This window comes from Gordonia sp. NPDC003429, assembly GCF_053588575.1.
The window spans coordinates 39,254-56,823 of record NZ_JBSFQF010000006.1; the positions used below are offsets into that span (position 1 = coordinate 39,254).

The window sequence follows — 17,570 nt, forward strand, 5'->3', positions numbered from 1 at the left end:
AACGCAGCGATATCGCCAACACCTCGCGGAATGAGTGGTCGCCCGGGTGCGACATCGCCGATTCCGCCAGCAGCTTTCCCGCCGGGCTACTACATTCGTAGACAAGGCGGCCGATCGGCCGCGCCCTGCTGTTCTCCGCGCACCCGAGGAAAGAGTCGATGAGCATCTACGCAGTCGTCGATCCCGCCACCGGCGAGGTCATCAAGGAATACCCCACCGCCACCGACGATCAGATCGAGTCCGCCATCGCCGCGGCCCACGACACGTTCATGACCTGGTCGAAGACGTCGACCGTGGCCGATCGCGCCGCTCTCATCCGCAAGGTCGCCGAATTGCACACCGAGCGCAAGGACGAACTCGCCAAGATCATCGTCCGCGAGATGGGCAAGCCCTACGACCAGTCGGTGGGCGAGGTGGAGTTCAGCGCCGCGATCTACGAGTACTACGCCGACAACGCCGAGAAGTTCCTCGCCGATGAACACATCACCCTGCTCGACGGCGAGGGGTCGGCGATCATCCGCCGCAGCGGCGTCGGAGTGCTCATCGGCATCATGCCGTGGAACTACCCCTACTATCAGGTGGCCCGCTTCGCCGGACCGAACCTGGTGCTGGGCAACACTATTGTGCTCAAGCACGCACCGCAGTGCCCCGAGTCGGCGGCCGCGCTGCAGCAGATCTTCCTCGACGCCGGCTTCCCGCCGGGTGCCTACGTCAACGTCTACGCCACCAATGAGCAGATCGCCGACTCCATCGCCGACCCGCGGGTGCAGGGCGTCTCGCTGACCGGATCCGAGCGTGCCGGTGCCGCGGTCGCCGAGGTGGCCGGGCGCAACCTCAAGAAGGTGGTGCTCGAACTCGGCGGATCGGATCCGTTCATCCTGCTGTCCACCGACGATCTCGACGCAACCGTCGCCGCCGCCGTCGACGGCCGTTTCGAGAACACCGGTCAGGCCTGCAACGCCGCCAAGCGGTTCATCGTCGACGCCGAGATCTACGACGACTTCGTCACCAAGTTCACCGAGAAGGTCAAGGCCACCGCCGACGGCCTCGCCCCGCTCTCGTCGGTGGCTGCGGCCGAACGCCTCGAAGAGCAGGTGCAGTCGGTGGTCGAGGCAGGCGCGACACTCGAGTCGGCCGGCGAACGCAAGGGCGCCTACTTCCCGCCCGGTGTGCTCACCGGCGTCGACCCGGAATGGCCCACCGCCAAGCAGGAACTCTTCGGGCCGGTGGCCACCGTGTACAAGGCCGACAGTGAGGACGCCGCGATCGCGTTGGCCAACGACACCCCGTTCGGTCTGGGCTCCTACGTCTTCACCACCGACCCCGAGCAGGCGCTGCGCGTGGCCGACAAGATCGACGCCGGCATGGTGTTCGTCAACGCCGTCGGAGCCGAGGGAGCCGAACTGCCGTTCGGCGGGGTCAAACGGTCCGGCTTCGGGCGTGAACTGGGCCGATTCGGCATCGACGAGTTCGTCAACAAGAAGCTGATCCGGATCAGCTGACGGCCGCGAGGTGACGGCTCATCGCGCGCGGTTACGCCGAAAGATGTTCATGTAGGACAACAGGTTTCGGTTGGGCCGCGAGATCGAACACCACGGTCTCCCGCTCCGACAACGCGGTGCCGTCACCCAGCGTGGTCGAAACCCGGTGGGTGACGATCGCGACGTCGCCGCTGACGAGCACGTCGCGGTCACTGCTCCGGCAGCTGCTCACCCGCCAACCGTCTGCCCGCCACCCCCGCCACAGGGTGCGGTACTGCTCGACGGTGATCGATACCTGCGCGGTGTCGGGAAAGACCAGTTGTGCGTCGGGGGCGAAACTGCCGAAGTAGGCGTGTTCGTCGTTGGCCGCGAAGACCGCGACGAGTGCGTCGAGTGCGGCCAGCGCGCGGTCGGCGGGTGTCGGGTCGGTGCTCATCGTCATCACGGTCACCGCTTTCCCGGGAAGATGGTGAGCAGCTCGTAGGCAACGTGTGCCGCCGCGATCCCGGTGATCTCGGCGTGGTCGTAGGCGGGAGCCACCTCCACGATGTCGGCGCCGACAATGTCGAGGCCGGCGAGCCCGCGCAGCGTGTGCAGCAGCTCCCGCGACGTCAGGCCACCGGCCTCCGGGGTGCCGGTGCCGGGTGCGTGCGCCGGGTCGAGGATGTCGATGTCCACCGACACGTACACCGGACCGCCGGCGAGTCGTCGGCGCACCCGTTCGACGACGCGTGCGGTGCCGTCGGTCTCGTAGTCGTCGGCGCGCACCACCGCGAAACCCAGCGCCGCATCGTCGTCGAGATCGGTTGTGCTGTACAGCGGTCCGCGGATGCCCACATGCATCGACCGTTCCATGTCGATGAGCCCTTCTTCGCTCGCCCGCCGGAACGGGGTGCCGTGGGTGTAGGGCGCGCCGAAATAGGTGTCCCAGGTGTCGAGGTGTGCGTCGAAGTGCAGCACCGCGATGGGCTTGCCGTGTAGGGCGCGCATCGCCCGCAGCATCGGCAGGGCGATGGTGTGGTCACCGCCCAGTGCGAGCGTGGTGGCCCCGTCGGCACCCAACGCCGTCACGGCCGTGTCGATGGTCTCGATCGCCGCGGTGATGTCGAACGGATTGACGGCGAGGTCGCCGCGATCGACCACCTGCTGTGCCGCGAACGGGGAGATCCCCATCGCAGGGTTGTAGGGCCGCAACAACTTCGACGATGCGCGGATGTGACCCGGCCCGAACCGTGCGCCCGGGCGGTAGCTGACGCCGGTGTCGAAGGGGATGCCCAGGATGTTGACGTCGACGCTGCTCACCTGATCGGCGCGCGGCAGCCGCGCGAAGGTCGCGGGCTCGGTGTAGCGCGGGGTCTGTGCGGCATCGACCTGCCCGACGACGCCGTCGGTGACGATGAAGGGATGGTCGAGGCCGGCGATCTCGTCGGCCATCTCAGTTCTCCTGTCCGGGTGTGGGTGTGGCCGAATTCGTCTGGGCCGCAGCCTCTTCGGCTGCAGATTCCTCTGCGGCGATCTCGGCGCGGATCTCGCCGGTGCCCGAGGGGTCGGCCATCTCCGGGTGCTCGCTCAGCAGCCGGTGTTCCTCGCTGAGGTCGGCCGAGCGGCTGAACAGCAAATACGAGCCACCCGCCACGATGAGTCCGACGATGAAGGCGATGTCGACGCCGCCCATCGCCGCGGCGGCCGGTCCCTCGTAGAACGTGAGGTCCATGAACGGGATCTCGGCGAGGAAACCGAGGACGAAGGCGACGATGCCGCGCCACGGCCAGATCCCGTAGACACCCGCGGGGGTGAAGAGGTCGGCGATCACGTAATGCCCGCGGCGGACGAAGAAGTAGTCGGTGAGGTTGACCGCCGTCCACGGCACCAACAGGTACAGCATGATCAGCAAGGCCGTGTTGAGGGCTTCGGTGGCATCGGTCAGCGCCAATCCCAGCGCCAGCCAGATGACGGTCAGCGCGATGATCGTCACCACACGCAGATTCCGTGTGGGCCGCACGGCGCGCACCGAGTCGAGCGCGGTGACCACCGTGAGCATGCCGCTGTAGGCGTTGAGGCCCATGGTCGCAACGAGCACCAGGGTGGCGACCACGGCGAGTACGCCGCCGAGCGGGGAGAAGATCTGGTTGGCACCGTCGTTGATGCCCGAGAGTGCGTCGGTCGCACCCAGATACGTGGCCAGGAATGCGCCGAGTGGGATCAGCCACGCCGGCGACGCGACGGCCCCGGTGAACACCGAGGCGATGATCGCCGACGGTTTGGTGTCGCGGGGGAGGTAGCGACTGTAGTCCGACACGTAGGGGGCGTAGGTGATGTTGTAGGACGCGGCGACGGAGAACTGCACCAGGAACGCCACGAGGGTGAAGCCGCCGGGGCCCGACGGTCCGATCGAGCCGTGCACGCCGCCGGCGAAGATGCCGATCGTGAGGATCAGCCACAGCGGCAACGAGATCCAGAACAGCACGCGGAAACTCTTGTGCAGCAGGTCGTGTCCGAAGATCGCCAGCAGCGCCGCGATCACCGAGATGATCACCGCGACCGCGACGGCGTTCCAGCCGAAGATCGACTGCAGGCCGGACTTGATGATGACCAGATCGACGACGTTGAATCCGACGAACGTGAACAGGGTGCCGATGAGCGGGAGCAGCACGCCACGGTAGCCGAATTGGGCGCGGGACTGGACCATCTGCGGCAAGCCGAGCACCGGTCCCTGCGTCGCGTGAAACGCCATGAACAATGTGCCGAACGCGATGCCGGCGATTCCGGCGACGATCGTCCACCACAGCGACAGGCCCATCGACGGCCCGACGAAGCCGAGCGCGAGGGTGAACGGCTGGAAGTTGCCGACGAACCAGAAGGGTCCCTGCTGGGAGACCTTGCCGTGGCGTTCGTCGTCGGGGACGTAGTCGATCGAGCGGGTTTCGATGGTGGGCCGGCGGGTGGCGGCTGTCGGCGGGGCCGCGGTGGTCACCGGTGCGGCCAGGTTCTCGTTGGTCATGGTGCTCAGCGTGCGCGCTGCCTGACGTGCGAGAACAGGGATCAAATATCCAGATCGGCCATTACGATTGGGCAATATGTACAACACCGGGTGCCGTGTGGGGAGTCGTCGATGATCACCGTGGCCGACGTGGTGGCCGCCGACGAACTCGGGCTCGAGGTGATCTGGGGGGATCACCTGCTCGACGTCGAGGTCGTCGTGGCCCATGTCTCCGAACTCACGAGTCCGCAGGCGTGGCTGCGCGGCGGCGAATTGCTGATGACGGTCGGGCTGCTGCTAGAGATGACCGAGGACGGATGTCGCGACTATCTGCGCAACTGCCGCGCAGGAGGTGTCGCGGCCGTGGCGTTGGGACTCGGGCCCGGCCTGCCCTACCAGCGGTGTCCGGAGCCGTTGCGGACCGCCGCGGCCGAGGTGGGGGTCGCATTGCTCGTGGTGCCCGGCCACGTACCGTTCATCGCGGTCACCAAGTGGGTGTTCACCACGATGGCCGAGCAGGAGCGCCGCGACCTACAGCGCGCCATGGACACCAACCGGCGGCTCACCCAGGTGGCCACACTCAACGCGCCGCTGCCCGCGCTGCTCGCGGCATGGAGCGAGATCAGTGATGTCGCGTGCGTGGTGTGCGACGGTCTCGGCCGGCTCGTCGCCGCGACACCGGGCACGTCGGCCACGGAGGTCGACGCCGCGTGCCGGCTCGCAGCGACCGTCGCCGACGACCCCGCCGCACCCGCGTGGTCGGTCCACGGCGAGCACGAGATCCACGCCGTCGGTTCCCATGTGCCGATCGGATTCGTCGTCCTGGACGCACAGATGAATCCGGTCTCCCGCCACTCGTCGACCGTGCTCGTGTCGCTGCTGGCGCTCGAACTCGAACGGCGCAATCTGGCGGGCCAACCCGAACGGCAGCGCCGCAGTTCGGTGTTCGCCGGTCTCATGCGTCCCGGACTCAAACCGCCCCGTGCCCAGCAGCTGGCCGATTCAGTCGGGTGGGGATCGGCGCTGATCCAGGTGGCGGTGATCCGGCCCGAACCGGCCGAGGTGGACGCGTTGGTGTTCCGGCTGCGGGTGTCGTTGTCGGCGGCCCTTATTCGCGTCCGAGGCAGCGACATCGAACTCGCGCACCCCGAGACCGACGGTCTCGCGGCCACGCTGAGCCGGCTCGCGTCCAGCCGGCCCATCGGCCTCGGCGCCGCGGTGCCGCCGCATTCGCTGGCCGTCTCCGCGACGCAGGCACGATCGCTGGTCACCGTCAGTGAGCGACTCGGACGCCTGATGAGTGCCCACGAGGGGCAGACCGCCGAACTGCTGCTGGGCTTCGGCGACCCTCGGGTGCTGCGCGGCTTCGCCGACGCCGTCCTCGCGCCACTCGATGCTCTCGACGAACGCGAGCGTGCCGAATTGATACGCACCCTCGAGGAATGGTTGCGGGCCAACGGCGCCTGGGACCCGGCCGCTGCCCGGTTGTCGGTGCATCGCAACACGGTCCGTAACCGGATGGAACGTGTCGCCGCGCTGTCGGGGCGTCGTCTCGACGACGGCGACGACCGGATGGAACTGTGGCTGGCACTCAAGGCCAGGGCGGCCACGCCGCGAGTGTGAGACCTCACGGCAACAAGCGCCGTGGAGAGTTCCGCGACGGTTGTCCGCCGTGCTCTCGCGCCCGTTGTCCATCTGTCCGATTCCTCCGCGACACGTGGCCCATGGCAGCCGCGACGACCCGCGGGGGAGTTGTGACAAAGTGTGTGCATGATACTGGGGGAGCGCGACTACGGGTCGGTGCTTCTCGGGTCGGCGTCGGAGGGCCGCATTCGCCGGCGCATCCGGATCCAGACGGTACTGACCGGCACCATCGTGGTGGCCAATCTGATCGGCGCGGCGGCCGCGATCGCTCTGACCGCGGTCGGCATCCCCGAACCCTCGGCCTTCCTGCCGCAACTGTGGTGGGTCAACTTCATCGTCGTGCCCGTGTACGTGACGGTGGCCTTCGTGATCGGGATCGGGTGGGGCACCTTCGCGATCGTTCGTGACCTGCGCTGGGCGATCCGCCGGGAACGGCCGACGGCGGCCGATGCCCGACGCACGCAGCGAGTGCCGCGGCGGCTGCTGACACTGCAGGCATTGCTCTGGTTCGGCGCGGTGGTCTTGTTCACGATCCTCTACGGGATCGCCAACCCGATGCTGATACCGAAGATGTTCTTCGTCACCAGTCTCAGCGGGGTGGTGGTGGTCGGCGTGTCGTACCTGCTCATCGAGCTGGCGCTGCGACCGGTGGCCGCCGACCTGATCAGTGCCGGCTACCGTCGCCGCAAACGTACCGGGGTGCGGTCGCGGTCTTTCGTCGCCTGGATGGTCGGGTCGGGCACACCCATCTTCGGCATCCTGCTGGTGGTCTCGTTCGGCGCCTTCCGCGACGACACCACCAAACTCGACCTGTTCGTCGGAGTGTTCGTGCTCGCGGTGATCTCACTGGCCACCGGCATTGTGCTGACCTGGCTCACCAGCGAGAGCGTCACCGCACCCATCCGCAGCGTGCGCCGGGGCATGGACCGCGTGCAATCGGGTGATCTCGGTCCCAGCGTCGACCTCGTGGTGTACGACGGCACCGAACTCGGCGACCTGCAGGCCGGTTTCAACGCCATGGTCGGCGGGCTGCGGGAACGCGACCACATGCGCGACGTGTTCGGCCGTCACGTCGGCCGCGACGTCGCCGAGGCGGCACTGAACTCCGATCCGGAACTCGGTGGCAGTGAACGCGTGGTGGCAGTGGTGTTCGTCGACGTGATCGGGTCGACCACCCTGGCCGCCGACCGCAGCCCGACCGACGTGGTGGCCATCCTCAACCGGTTCTTCGGGGTGATCGTCGAGGAGGTGGAACGTCGGCGTGGACTGGTCAACAAGTTCGAGGGCGACGCCGTGCTCGCCATCTTCGGTGCCCCCATCGACCTCGACGACTCGGCGGGTGCCGCCCTGCGCACCGCCCGCGACATCGCGGGCCGGTTGGTCGACGAGGTGCCCGAACTCTCGGCCGGAATCGGTGTCGGATACGGCCACGTGGTGGCCGGAAACGTCGGAGCCATCGAGAGATTCGAGTACACGGTGATCGGCGACCCGGTCAACGAGAGTGCGCGTCTGTCGGAGCTGGCCAAGCGGGACCCGCGCCGGCCGCTGGCGTCGGGACGCACTCTTGACGCCGCCGGGGAGCGGGAGGCCGCGCGGTGGCAGCGGGCCGAGTCGGTCACGCTGCGGGGGCGTGCCGAGGAGACCGAGGTCTACGAGCCCCGCGGCGAATAGCGCCACAAAGGTCACCGCAGGGTGGGGTGAGGTGGCATATGCCATGTCGGGGTCCGCTGCGGTGACGCTTCTGGCGCGCGTGAGTCCTCAGGTGTCCCGGTCGTTGGTGCCCTCGGCGTAGTCGAGCCTGCGCAACGCCAGCCGCAGCACTTCGTCGTCGATGCGGCCGGCGTCGCGTTCGTCGATGAACACACCGCGTTGGATCTGTAACAGCTTGTTGCGCATACGGTTTCCGGCTGCGGTCGGGCTCTCGCCGAGGGCGTCGGCGCCGCGACCGAGTTCCTCCCACGCGGTGTTGCGTTGGGTGGTGACCCATTTGCGTAGCATCCCGATCTGCAGGCGCCGGGGGTCGTGGTCGGGGATCTGCTCGGCTACCGTGTCGAGGTATTTCTCCGACTCGCGCGACGCACGGTCTTGGGCCGAGGCCAACGCCAGGCGGTCGGCGGCCTCGTCGTTGCCGGAGACACCGAGCTTGCCGATCACCCACGGCAGCGTGGTGCCCTGGATGAGCAGGGTGCCGACCACCACCACGAACGTCAGGAACAGGATCTCGGGCCGCGCCGGAAACGGCTCCCCGGACCGGGTGACCACCGGGATCGAGAATGCCGCCGCCAACGACACCACCCCGCGCATGCCGGCCCACCCGACGATGAACACCCACGACGCCTTCGGTGCCGCCTCGCGCTCGCGGACCCGCGACGAGAAGAGCCGCGGCAGGTAGGTGGCCGGGAACACCCACACGAAGCGCACCAGGATCGTCGCGGCGAGCACCAGGGCGGCATCCCTGGCCACATGCGTCCACGATTCCCCCGACAGCCCCTTGATGAGGTCGGGCAACTGCAACCCGATCAGCAGGAACACGAACGCCTCGAGTACGGCGTCGACCGCTTTGCGGACCGATTCCTCCTGCAGTCGGGTGGCGTAACCGAGCCGCACCGACCGCTGGCCCAGGAACAGCCCGGCGGTGACCACCGCGATCACCCCGGACGTGTGGAGTTCTTCGGCGACGAAATACGTGCCGAACGGCACGGTGATCCCGATCGCGGTCTCCATCGTCGGGTCGTTGAGCCGGTCGCGCACCCATGAGACCAGATATCCGACGGCCAGGCCGATGGCGGCACCCCCGATCGCGGCGATCAGGAAGGTGGTCAAACCCATCCACACCGACGTGGTGGCCCCGATCGCCGCGGCCAGCGCCACCCGCAGGGCGGTCAGTGCGGTGGCGTCGTTGAGCAGGCTCTCCCCGCCGAGCAGCGTCATGATCCGTTTGGGCAGTCCCAGCCGACGGCCGATCGCCTGCGCGGAGACCGCGTCCGGTGGTGCCACCACCGCGCCGAGGACCAGCGCCGCGGCCAGCGGCAGATTCGGCACCGCCGCGTAGGCCACCAGCCCCACCACCACCGTGGTGAACAGCGGCAGCCCCACCGCGAGCAGTCCGATGGCGCGGCGGTTGGCGCGGATCTCCTGATAGGAGCTCTCCTGTGCGGCCGAGTAGAGCAGCGGCGGCAGGATCACGAACAGCACGAACTCCGGCTCGAGGGTTGCTTCGGGCAGCCCGGGAATCCAGCCGATGGCCAGGCCGACGACGACCAGGATCAGCGGCGAGGACAGGTTGTAGTGCCGGCACACGGCAGCGATCGCCACCGACACCACGACCACCAGCAGCAGGGAAGCGTTCACCGGTGCAAACCTAACCGGTTGCGCGCGACTCGTCGCGCCTGATTCGTCGCGCCTGATTCGTGGCGCCTGATCGGTCGGGACAGTCGGAACCATTGCGTCCGGCGGGATAATGCGTACATGAGCATCTTCGGTCGTTCCTCCCGCACCCGACGCGATCCGGATTCCACCGCCACCGCCGCGCCGTCGGGGGCGTCCGCCGCCGTCGCGGCCCGGTGCCCCGAACTCGGCAGCATCGGGCTCGATCCGGTCGCCGATCCACCACCGGCGACCGGTGACATCAGCGTCTGCGAGGACTGCCTACAGCTCGGCGAACGGCACTGGGCGCATCTGCGCATCTGTCTGGAGTGCGGCCATGTGGGGTGCTGCGATTCGAGCCCGCGCCGCCACGCCACCGCGCACTTCCAGGACATGGGCCATCCGGTGATGCGCTCGGCCGAGCCGGGCGAGGCGTGGCGGTGGTGCTACATCCACGAACTGACCGCGTGAGTTCTCAACGATCGATGCACGTGCGCGGTGTCGGTCCGACGAGCGACGAACTCGTCGCACCAGCGTGAACCGGACACGTAGGATTTGGGGATGACCTCGAGCAGCGAGAGCGGTGCACAGGCGCAACCAACCCAGATCCCGGTCCGCCAGATGCCGCCGGCGCAACCCACTGTCGGACCCCCCGATGTGTTGGGCACACCCTCGTCGCCCACCGCGACACGTGTGATGGTGCTCGGCTCCGGAGAACTCGGCAAAGAGCTCGTCATCGCGTTCCAGCGACTCGGCGTCGAGGTGATCGCCGTCGACCGCTACGAGGGGGCACCCGGTCATCAGGTGGCGCACGCCGCCGAGGTGATCGACATGACCGACGCCGATGCGCTTCTCGCCCTGGTGGAGAAGTATCAGCCCGCCTATGTGGTTCCCGAGATCGAGGCCATCGCGACCGACGCGCTGCAGACCGTCGAGCGCCGCGGCCTGGCCGAGGTGATCCCGACGGCGTCGGCGGTGGTCACCACGATGAACCGTGAGGGCATCCGGCGCCTGGCCGACGAGGACCTCGGACTGCCCACGTCGCCGTACCTGTTCGCGGGTTCACTCGACGAACTGACCGTGGCCGCCGGTCAGGTGGGTTTTCCGTGCGTGGTGAAGCCGGTGATGTCGTCGTCGGGCAAGGGACAGACCGTGTTGCGCAGCGCCGACGACGTGCCCCACGCGTGGGAGACCGCGACCACCGGCGGCCGGGTGGCCGGCGAGCGGGTGATCGTCGAGGGCTTCATCGACTTCGACTACGAGATCACCCTGCTGACCGTGCGGGCCATCGACCCGGCGACCGGCCGCCTCACCACCCACTTCTGTGCGCCGATCGGGCACCGGCAGATCGACGGCGACTACGTGGAGAGCTGGCAGCCGCACGAGATGAGCAGCTATGCGCTCGGCGCGGCCACGTCGATCGCGGCACGGGTGGCCACCGCGCTGGGCGACGGAAAGCTCGGCGGCCGAGGCATTTTCGGCGTTGAACTCTTCGTCAAGGGCGACGACGTCTACTTCTCGGAGGTGTCGCCGCGCCCGCACGACACCGGATTGGTCACCATGGCCACCCAGCGTCTCTCGGAGTTCGAGATGCATGCGCGCGCGATCCTCGGGTTACCGGTGGACGTGACGCTGGCATCGCCGGGTGCGTCGGCGGTGATCTACGGCCAACTCGACGAGGAGGCCATCGCATTCGAGAACGTCGCCCACGCGCTCGCCATCCCCGAAACCGACATCCGGCTGTTCGGCAAACCCGAGAGCTTCCACCGGCGTCGCATGGGTGTGGTGACCGCGACGGCCGACGACACGCAGACCGCGCGGGAGCGGGCGGTGCGCGCGGCGTCGACCGTGATCCCGGTGACCGGGCGTCCCGCCCGCCGCACCACGGCCGCTCCGGTGCCCCCCTCTGCACCCGCGCCCCCGGCGGGGCCTCGGCCACCCGCCGGGCGTCCGCCCGCACCACAGGCCGGCCCGCCGCAACCCGGTATGGGTCGGCCCGGAACCGGCCCCCAGCAGCCGGGACCCCAGCAGCCGGGACCCGGTGCGCCGCAGGCGGGTCCGCGACCACCGCAGGCCGGGCCGCGTCCCCCGCGGCCCGAAGCCCGGCCCGAGATGCCCCGACCCGAGGCGCCCCGCCCGGACGGAAGTCACGCGCCCGCCGTCGATCAGCCGCGGGCGAGCGTCGACTGAACCGGCCACCGGATGCCGCTGTGGGGTGAACTGCTCGTCGCCGCGGGCATTCTGATCGGCCTGCTCGGCATCGTGATCCCGGTGCTGCCCGGCAGCCTGCTGGTGGTGGCCGCGATCCTGGTGTGGGCCGCGATCATCGGCGGCAAGGCGTGGATCATCTTCGGTGTCGCGCTCGCGCTGGTGGCGTGTGGTGAGGTGATCAAATACTTCGTCGCCGGAAAAGTGTTGCGGGCCGGCGGAATCCCGAACGTCACCGTGATCGTCGGCGCGCTCACCGGTATCGTCGGGTTCTTCGTGATCCCGGTGATCGGACTGTTCGTCGGATTCATCGTCGGCGCCATGGTGTCGGAACTGGTACGCACCCGCACCATGGCGCAGGCCTGGCGCGGCACGGTGTCGGCGGCCAGGGCGTCGATGTACACCATCGGCATCGAACTGTGCGCCGCACTGCTGGCCGCCGGGGTGTGGCTCGTCGGCGTGGGTCTCTGGTGATCGAACTCTCTAGCCGCTGATCCGGGTGGGGGGCCGTGCACTGCGTGCGCCGATCGGCACGATCATCGGGTCGCCGAACACGGGGTCGGGGATCACCCGCGCGCGCAGCCCGAATGCCTCATCGAGGAGGTCTTCGGTGATCACCTCGGTGGGCGTGCCGTGCGCCACGATGCGTCCACTCGTCATCACGAAGAGTGAATCACTGTAGCGGGCAGCGAGATTCAGGTCGTGCAGCACCATCACCACGGTCTTGTCGTGCTCGGTGCGCAGCGCGTGCACCAGATCGAGGATCTCGATGGAGTGCGCGAGGTCGAGGTAGGTGGTCGGCTCGTCGAGTAGCAGCAGATCGGTGCCCTGCGCCAGCGTCATCGCGATCCACACCCGCTGCCGCTGCCCGCCCGACAGGGCGTCGAGACGACGGTCGGCGAGATCGGTGGTGTCGGTGAGTTCCAGTGCCCGGGCGACGGCGGCCTCGTCCTCCTCGGACGCCTGCTGATACCACTTCTGATGCGGGTGCCGGCCTCGGCCCACCAGGTCGGCGACGGTGAGACCCTCGGGCGCAACGGGATTCTGCGGCAGGATGCCCAGGGTGCGGGCGACCTGCTTGGGCCGGGTGCGGTTGATGTCGGTGCCGTCGAGCATCACGGTGCCGCGTTGCGGCGTGAGCAGACGCGAAAGTGCCCGCAGGAGCGTCGATTTGCCGCACCCATTGGGTCCGATGATGGTGGTGACCGCGGCGTCGGGGATCGCGATGTCCAGCCCGTCGATGACGGTGGTGTCGTCGTATCCGACGGTGAGTTCGTGTGCGAGAAGTCTGCTCATGCGGTCGACTTTCGGGACAGGGAGATCATCAGGTAGATCAGGAACGGGCCACCCACCGCGGCGGTGACGATGCCGACCGGCAGACCGCCGGGAAGCACGGTGCGGCACAGCAGGTCCCCGGCCAGCACCAGGACCGACCCGACGATGCCACCGAGCAGCGGCGTCGGTACCGGGGTGCGGGCCAGGCGCATCGCGATCTGCGGGGCGAGCAGGGCGACGAAGGCGATCGGTCCGGCCGCCGACACGGCCAGCGCGGTCAGCCCGACCGCCACCAGCAGAATGGCCGCCGACACCGCGCCGGTGCGGACCCCGAGTCCGCGAGCGATGTCGGGGCCCAGCGACAGCACGCCGATCGGCCGCGACAGCACCGCGATCGCGACGATCCCGACCAGCACCGCGACCAGCACCGGCCACACCTGCGCCCAGCCGGTGTTGGCCACCGAACCGACCAGCCACACCTGGGCGCGCGCCACGTCGGTGATGTCGGCGCGGGTCAGCAGGAACGAGGTGAGCGCCTGCAGCATCCAGGTGATGCCGACCCCGATGAGCACCAACCGCAGCGGGTTGATCCCACTGTTGGCGGCACGTCCGGGCCACGCCAGCAGGTACATGATCGCGGCGGTGCCGAGCCCGCCGACGAGCGCGGCCGCGGGCACTCCGATGTCGGCGAGCCAGGCGCCCCACGTGTTGCCGAATGCGATGGCGGCCACCGCGGCCGCTCCGGCGCCCGCGGTGATGCCGAGGATGTCGGGGGTGGCCAACGGGTTGCGCGCGATGAGTTGGGTGAGTGCGCCTGCCGCCCCGAGCGCGAAGCCGACGAGCACCGACACCAGTGCCCGCGGCAGCGTGTCGGAGAGCACCACGACGTTCTCGATGCGGGTGCCGCCGCCGAGCAGAATGCGTGCCACGTCGGCGGGCGACAGTGGATAGTCGCTGATGCCGACACTGAGCAGGAACAGCAGCACGGTCAGCACCGTCGCCGCACCCCCGACCAGCACCGCGCGTGGCCGCACGATCCACGACAACCTGCCGACCCGGACGACGACGGACCCGGGTGAGCGCGATCCGGACCCGCGCGGTGTGCGGTGGTCGGTGCCCTGACGATCGGTGGTCTCCGCGGTCATACGCTGGTCAGTTTCTGTTTGCGGACCATGACGATCAGGAACGGTGCGCCCACCAGCGCGAGCACCACACCCACCTGCACCTCGCCCGGGCGGGCCACCACGCGGCCGATGACGTCGCAGACCAGCATCAGTGTTGCGCCCAGCAGCGCCGAGTACGGGATGATCCACCGGTAATCCGGTCCGGTGACCGCACGCGCGATGTGCGGTACCACCAGACCCAGGAACACGATGGGCCCGCAGGCGGCGGTGGCCGCACCGATGAGCAGAGTGATGGCGGCGATGCCCACCGCGCGGATCACCAGCACGCGTGATCCCAGAGCCTTGGTCATGTCGTCGCCAAGGCTCAACACGTTGAGGAAGAATCCGCTGGCCACCGCGAGCACGAGTCCGATCACGATGAACGGCAGACTGGCCCAGAACACATCCATGCCACGCCCCGACGTCGCGCCGACGCTCCAGAAGCGCCACGCGTCGAGCGATGCGGTATCGGTGAGCACGATCGCCGACGTGATCGCGATCAGCATCGCCGACAGGCCGGTGCCGGCCAGTACCAGCGTCACCGGGGACGCTCCGGTGAGGGCGGCGACGCCGAACACGGCGCACGAGGCGACGATCGCGCCGACGAGTCCGCACACCATGTAGGCGATGGGTGAGGTGATGCCGAGCAGATACACACCGCAGACCACCGCCAGCGCGGCGCCCGCGTTGACGCCCAGCATCCCCGGGTCGGCGATGGGGTTTCGGGTATGGCCCTGGGTGATCGCTCCTGCGGCCCCGATCGCGAGTCCCACGATCAGTCCTAGGACGGTGCGCGGCACCCGCAGGTCCCAGACGATGCCGGCGGTGTCGTCGGGTTTGTCGATATGGGGCAGTTGCAGGTGCAGGGCGGCCTGCCAGATCTCACGGGCTCCCGCGGCGAATGCGTCCCAGGACTGTGCCGGAGGGATGGTGCGGGCGCCGATCACCACCGAGGCAAGCATCGCGGCGAGCAGCACCGCAGCGATCACCACGAGCCCGCCGAACCGTCGCACAAAGGGAAACCTTACCTCACTTGGCCATTGGCCTCCCGCGCCGACCGCGATCACGGGGAGGTTGCAACGGGCTCACATTTTCGTGAGGGTGGGTAAGGACCGCACCGATACGTAACAAGTTGCTGTGAGTATCCGATAATCCTGGACACAGTCATCCGAGGGTGCGGACCCGACGCGGGTCACCGACGAAGGAGGAGTTCTCATGAACAAGACGCTGAAGCGCACGGTGGCCGGACTGGCCGTCGCCGCCGGTATCGCGGGTGGATCATTCGTTGCAGGAGCGCCCGCGCATGCCGATACCCCGCCTCCGCCCGCGGATCTTGCCCTGTACGGCGGTGTGAACTGCTACTGGAAGGGCTGGGGTCCGACGTGGGATCAGCTTCCCGGCTGGCGTATGCACCGGTTCATGGGAGCGGTGAACATCGGTGGCTACACGATGACCAACGTCACCGTCACCGAGCTCGGTGGGGCCACCAAGAAGGTCCCCGCCCTCACCAAGGAGCAGGCGCAGAAGGCGGGCGCCAAGGATCCGCGCGCAACCAAGGCCGGCGAACTCCTTCCGGGCCAGGCCTACACGGCGTTCGAGACCACGTGGCGCGGTTGCTGGCCCTCGTCGATCTCCGGATACACCATCGGTGCGCAGGTCGAGCCGAACATCTTCAACAACGCGGGATTCTGGTGGAACATCGACCAGCAGGGCGGCGATCAGAAGGCGGTCCCGAACACGCAGAAGGCGACCCCGACGAGCCTGGGTACCCAGGCACCCCCCGCGGGCGTGACGCCGAACTGACAGCAGGACCACAAAGGGCCGACCGGGGAGATCCGGTCGGCCCTTTTGTGATCTCGACAAGCTCGATCAGCGGGGGGTCGCTCGATCAGCGGGGGGTCGCTCGATCGGCGGGGGGTCGCTCGATCGGCGGGGGGTCGCTCGATCAGCGGGGTACGCTCGATCAGCGGGGGACGCTCGATCAGCGATCGGCTGATCAGGCCTTCTGCACCTTGTGGGGCTCGGAGGCGGCGAGCATGTCCTCGCGTTCGACCACCTTGACGCGTTCGCGGCCCTCCGCGGCGCCGAGCGCGCGCTCGTGCTCGTCGAGGCGGTACCAGCCGTCCCAGGTGGTGTACGGGATGTTCTTCGACTCGAGGAGCTCGATCACGGCGTCCTCACCCGGGTTCTTCGGGTCGAGCAGCGCGTCGTTGCGCATGTCGTCGAGGATGCACTCCACGGTCTCGTTGGCGTCGCCCTTGGTGTGGCCGATGAGGCCGACAGGTCCGCGCTTGACCCACCCGGTGGTGTAGAGCCCGACGAGGTGGGTGCCCTCGTCGAAGATGCGGCCGGCTTCGTTGGGGATCACACCGGCCTGGCTGTCGAACGGGATCTGCGGGAGGTTGTCGGACAGGTAGCCCACGGCCCGGTAGACGGCGGTCACGTCCCAGTCGGTGTAGCGGCCGGTGGGCTTCACGTTGCCGGTGCCGTCGAGCTGGGTGCGTTCGGTGCGCAGGCCCACCACCTCGCCGTTCTCGCCGAGGATCTCCACCGGCGATTCGAAGAAGTGCAGGAACAGCTTGTGGATCGCACCTTCCTTGGGTTCACGCATCGCGTAGTTCTCGATGATCGTGGCCACCTGGTCGGTGATCTTCGAGCCACGCCGCGCCACGGCCGACCCCTCGTCGTATTCGATGTCCTCCGGGTCGACGACGACCTCGATGGTGGGCGAGTGGTCGAGTTCCTTGAGTTCGAGCGGCGTGAACTTGGCCTGCGCGGGTCCGCGACGGCCGAACACATGCACCTCGAGTGCCTTGTTCTGTTTGAGGCCTTCGTAGACGTTGGCCGGGATCTCCGTCGGCAACAGTTCGTCACCGGTCTTGGCCAGCACGCGCGCCACGTCGAGGGCCACGTTGCCGACGCCGATGACCGCGACCTTCTCCTCTTCCAGCGGCCACTCGCGCGGGAAGTCGGGGTGTCCGTCGTACCAGGCGACGAACTGCGCTGCGCCGTAGCTGCGCTCGAGGTCGATGCCCGGGATGCCCAGCGCCCGGTCGTCGGTGGCGCCGGTGGAGAAGATCACCGCGTCGTAGAGGGTTTTGAGCTCGTCGAGGGTGATGTCGGTGCCGTAGTCGATGTTGCCGAGCAGGCGCACCTGCGGCTTGTCGAGGACCTTGTGCAGCGCGGTGATGATGCCCTTGATGCGCGGATGGTCGGGGGCCACGCCGTAACGGATCAGGCCGAACGGGGCGGGCATCCGCTCGTAGAGATCGATGCTGACACCCTGCTCTTTGGCGGTGTCGGACTTCATCAACGCGTCGGCGGCGTAGATGCCGGCGGGGCCGGCGCCGACGATGGCTACCCGCAGCGGGCGGCTGGTGTCGCTCATGTAGGGGGTTCCTCGAACTGTTCGGAATACGTCGTATCCCCTCTACGGTAGGCGCTCGGGCCCGC

General features: G+C 68.4%; 15 protein-coding genes. 7 read left to right on the plus strand and 8 right to left on the minus strand.

Annotated features, from left to right (window positions below; all coding sequences use genetic code 11):
- Positions 1-158 precede the first annotated feature (158 nt).
- Positions 159-1,502 (plus strand): NAD-dependent succinate-semialdehyde dehydrogenase, encoded by a 1,344-nt coding sequence (locus tag ACWDSI_RS09350; protein ID WP_449746806.1) that lies wholly within the window; start codon positions 159-161, stop codon positions 1,500-1,502.
- A 31-nt stretch (positions 1,503-1,533) separates the two neighbouring features.
- Here ACWDSI_RS09350 and ACWDSI_RS09355 read toward each other — a convergent pair whose 3' ends face one another.
- From ACWDSI_RS09355 to ACWDSI_RS09365, 3 genes are read right to left on the minus strand one after another with little or no spacing between them, the layout of a single operon-like run.
- Complete coding sequence (locus ACWDSI_RS09355) at positions 1,534-1,917, minus strand: nuclear transport factor 2 family protein (protein WP_449756359.1); 384 nt, start codon at positions 1,915-1,917, stop codon at positions 1,534-1,536.
- Between the two features lie 11 nt (positions 1,918-1,928).
- The gene (gene speB, locus ACWDSI_RS09360; RefSeq protein WP_449756360.1) at positions 1,929-2,915 is read right to left on the minus strand and encodes an agmatinase; all 987 of its coding nucleotides are present in this window, start codon (positions 2,913-2,915) and stop codon (positions 1,929-1,931) included.
- Position 2,916: 1 nt separating this feature from the next.
- A complete protein-coding gene (locus tag ACWDSI_RS09365; protein ID WP_449756361.1) occupies positions 2,917-4,482 on the minus strand; it encodes a purine-cytosine permease family protein in 1,566 nt (521 codons plus the stop codon).
- 111 nt (positions 4,483-4,593) lie between these two features.
- On the opposite strand from ACWDSI_RS09365, the gene ACWDSI_RS09370 reads away from it, so the two are divergent.
- Together ACWDSI_RS09370 and ACWDSI_RS09375 are read left to right on the plus strand one after the other, a co-directional pair.
- Entirely contained in the window at positions 4,594-6,084 is a 1,491-nt protein-coding gene (locus ACWDSI_RS09370) for a PucR family transcriptional regulator (protein WP_449756362.1), read from the plus strand.
- A 147-nt stretch (positions 6,085-6,231) separates the two neighbouring features.
- The gene (locus tag ACWDSI_RS09375; protein WP_449756363.1) at positions 6,232-7,776 is read left to right on the plus strand and encodes an adenylate/guanylate cyclase domain-containing protein; all 1,545 of its coding nucleotides are present in this window, start codon (positions 6,232-6,234) and stop codon (positions 7,774-7,776) included.
- An 87-nt stretch (positions 7,777-7,863) separates the two neighbouring features.
- Here the strand turns inward: ACWDSI_RS09375 and ACWDSI_RS09380 are convergent, their stop codons facing one another.
- Positions 7,864-9,456: a Na+/H+ antiporter gene (locus ACWDSI_RS09380; RefSeq protein WP_449756364.1), complete on the minus strand. Its 1,593-nt coding sequence runs from the start codon at positions 9,454-9,456 to the stop codon at positions 7,864-7,866.
- Positions 9,457-9,573: 117 nt separating this feature from the next.
- Here ACWDSI_RS09380 and ACWDSI_RS09385 point away from each other — a divergent pair, with 117 nt between their 5' ends.
- The 3 genes from ACWDSI_RS09385 to ACWDSI_RS09395 all read left to right on the plus strand — a co-directional run bounded on the left by ACWDSI_RS09385 (position 9,574) and on the right by ACWDSI_RS09395 (position 12,153).
- The gene (locus tag ACWDSI_RS09385; RefSeq protein ID WP_449756365.1) at positions 9,574-9,942 is read left to right on the plus strand and encodes a UBP-type zinc finger domain-containing protein; all 369 of its coding nucleotides are present in this window, start codon (positions 9,574-9,576) and stop codon (positions 9,940-9,942) included.
- Between the two features lie 90 nt (positions 9,943-10,032).
- Positions 10,033-11,661: a formate-dependent phosphoribosylglycinamide formyltransferase gene (gene purT, locus ACWDSI_RS09390; RefSeq protein ID WP_449756366.1), complete on the plus strand. Its 1,629-nt coding sequence runs from the start codon at positions 10,033-10,035 to the stop codon at positions 11,659-11,661.
- 12 nt (positions 11,662-11,673) lie between these two features.
- Complete coding sequence (locus ACWDSI_RS09395) at positions 11,674-12,153, plus strand: DUF456 domain-containing protein (protein WP_449756367.1); 480 nt, start codon at positions 11,674-11,676, stop codon at positions 12,151-12,153.
- A 9-nt stretch (positions 12,154-12,162) separates the two neighbouring features.
- Here ACWDSI_RS09395 and ACWDSI_RS09400 read toward each other — a convergent pair whose 3' ends face one another.
- The 3 genes from ACWDSI_RS09400 to ACWDSI_RS09410 are packed head-to-tail and all read right to left on the minus strand — an operon-like array spanning position 12,163 to position 15,130.
- Complete coding sequence (locus tag ACWDSI_RS09400) at positions 12,163-12,975, minus strand: ABC transporter ATP-binding protein (protein ID WP_449756368.1); 813 nt, start codon at positions 12,973-12,975, stop codon at positions 12,163-12,165.
- Complete coding sequence (locus ACWDSI_RS09405) at positions 12,972-14,099, minus strand: FecCD family ABC transporter permease (RefSeq protein WP_449756369.1); 1,128 nt, start codon at positions 14,097-14,099, stop codon at positions 12,972-12,974. Before ACWDSI_RS09405 ends, ACWDSI_RS09400 begins: the two co-directional genes overlap by 4 nt.
- On the minus strand, positions 14,096-15,130 hold the full coding sequence (locus ACWDSI_RS09410) for a FecCD family ABC transporter permease (protein ID WP_449756370.1): 1,035 nt from the start codon (positions 15,128-15,130) through the stop codon (positions 14,096-14,098). Before ACWDSI_RS09410 ends, ACWDSI_RS09405 begins: the two co-directional genes overlap by 4 nt.
- 202 nt (positions 15,131-15,332) lie before the next feature.
- On the opposite strand from ACWDSI_RS09410, the gene ACWDSI_RS09415 reads away from it, so the two are divergent.
- Entirely contained in the window at positions 15,333-15,920 is a 588-nt protein-coding gene (locus ACWDSI_RS09415; protein WP_449756371.1) for a hypothetical protein, read from the plus strand.
- A gap of 193 nt (positions 15,921-16,113) precedes the next feature.
- On the opposite strand, the gene ACWDSI_RS09420 is transcribed toward ACWDSI_RS09415, so the two are convergent.
- Positions 16,114-17,505 carry an FAD-dependent oxidoreductase gene (locus tag ACWDSI_RS09420; protein ID WP_449746820.1) on the minus strand — a complete coding sequence of 464 codons (1,392 nt, stop codon included), beginning with the start codon at positions 17,503-17,505 and terminating at the stop codon, positions 16,114-16,116.
- Positions 17,506-17,570 lie beyond the last annotated feature (65 nt).

Bases quoted from the DNA above. Each gene is read 5' to 3' on its own strand.
- ACWDSI_RS09350 (WP_449746806.1), top strand. From the start codon at position 159: ATGAGCATCTACGCAGTCGTCGATCCCGCCACCGGCGAGGTCATCAAG.
- ACWDSI_RS09355 (WP_449756359.1), bottom strand. From the start codon at position 1,917: ATGAGCACCGACCCGACACCCGCCGACCGCGCGCTGGCCGCACTCGAC.
- speB (WP_449756360.1), bottom strand. From the start codon at position 2,915: ATGGCCGACGAGATCGCCGGCCTCGACCATCCCTTCATCGTCACCGAC.
- ACWDSI_RS09365 (WP_449756361.1), bottom strand. From the start codon at position 4,482: ATGACCAACGAGAACCTGGCCGCACCGGTGACCACCGCGGCCCCGCCG.
- ACWDSI_RS09370 (WP_449756362.1), top strand. From the start codon at position 4,594: ATGATCACCGTGGCCGACGTGGTGGCCGCCGACGAACTCGGGCTCGAG.
- ACWDSI_RS09375 (WP_449756363.1), top strand. From the start codon at position 6,232: ATGATACTGGGGGAGCGCGACTACGGGTCGGTGCTTCTCGGGTCGGCG.
- ACWDSI_RS09385 (WP_449756365.1), top strand. From the start codon at position 9,574: ATGAGCATCTTCGGTCGTTCCTCCCGCACCCGACGCGATCCGGATTCC.
- purT (WP_449756366.1), top strand. From the start codon at position 10,033: ATGACCTCGAGCAGCGAGAGCGGTGCACAGGCGCAACCAACCCAGATC.
- ACWDSI_RS09395 (WP_449756367.1), top strand. From the start codon at position 11,674: ATGCCGCTGTGGGGTGAACTGCTCGTCGCCGCGGGCATTCTGATCGGC.
- ACWDSI_RS09400 (WP_449756368.1), bottom strand. From the start codon at position 12,975: ATGAGCAGACTTCTCGCACACGAACTCACCGTCGGATACGACGACACC.
- ACWDSI_RS09405 (WP_449756369.1), bottom strand. From the start codon at position 14,099: ATGACCGCGGAGACCACCGATCGTCAGGGCACCGACCACCGCACACCG.
- ACWDSI_RS09415 (WP_449756371.1), top strand. From the start codon at position 15,333: ATGAACAAGACGCTGAAGCGCACGGTGGCCGGACTGGCCGTCGCCGCC.
- ACWDSI_RS09420 (WP_449746820.1), bottom strand. From the start codon at position 17,505: ATGAGCGACACCAGCCGCCCGCTGCGGGTAGCCATCGTCGGCGCCGGC.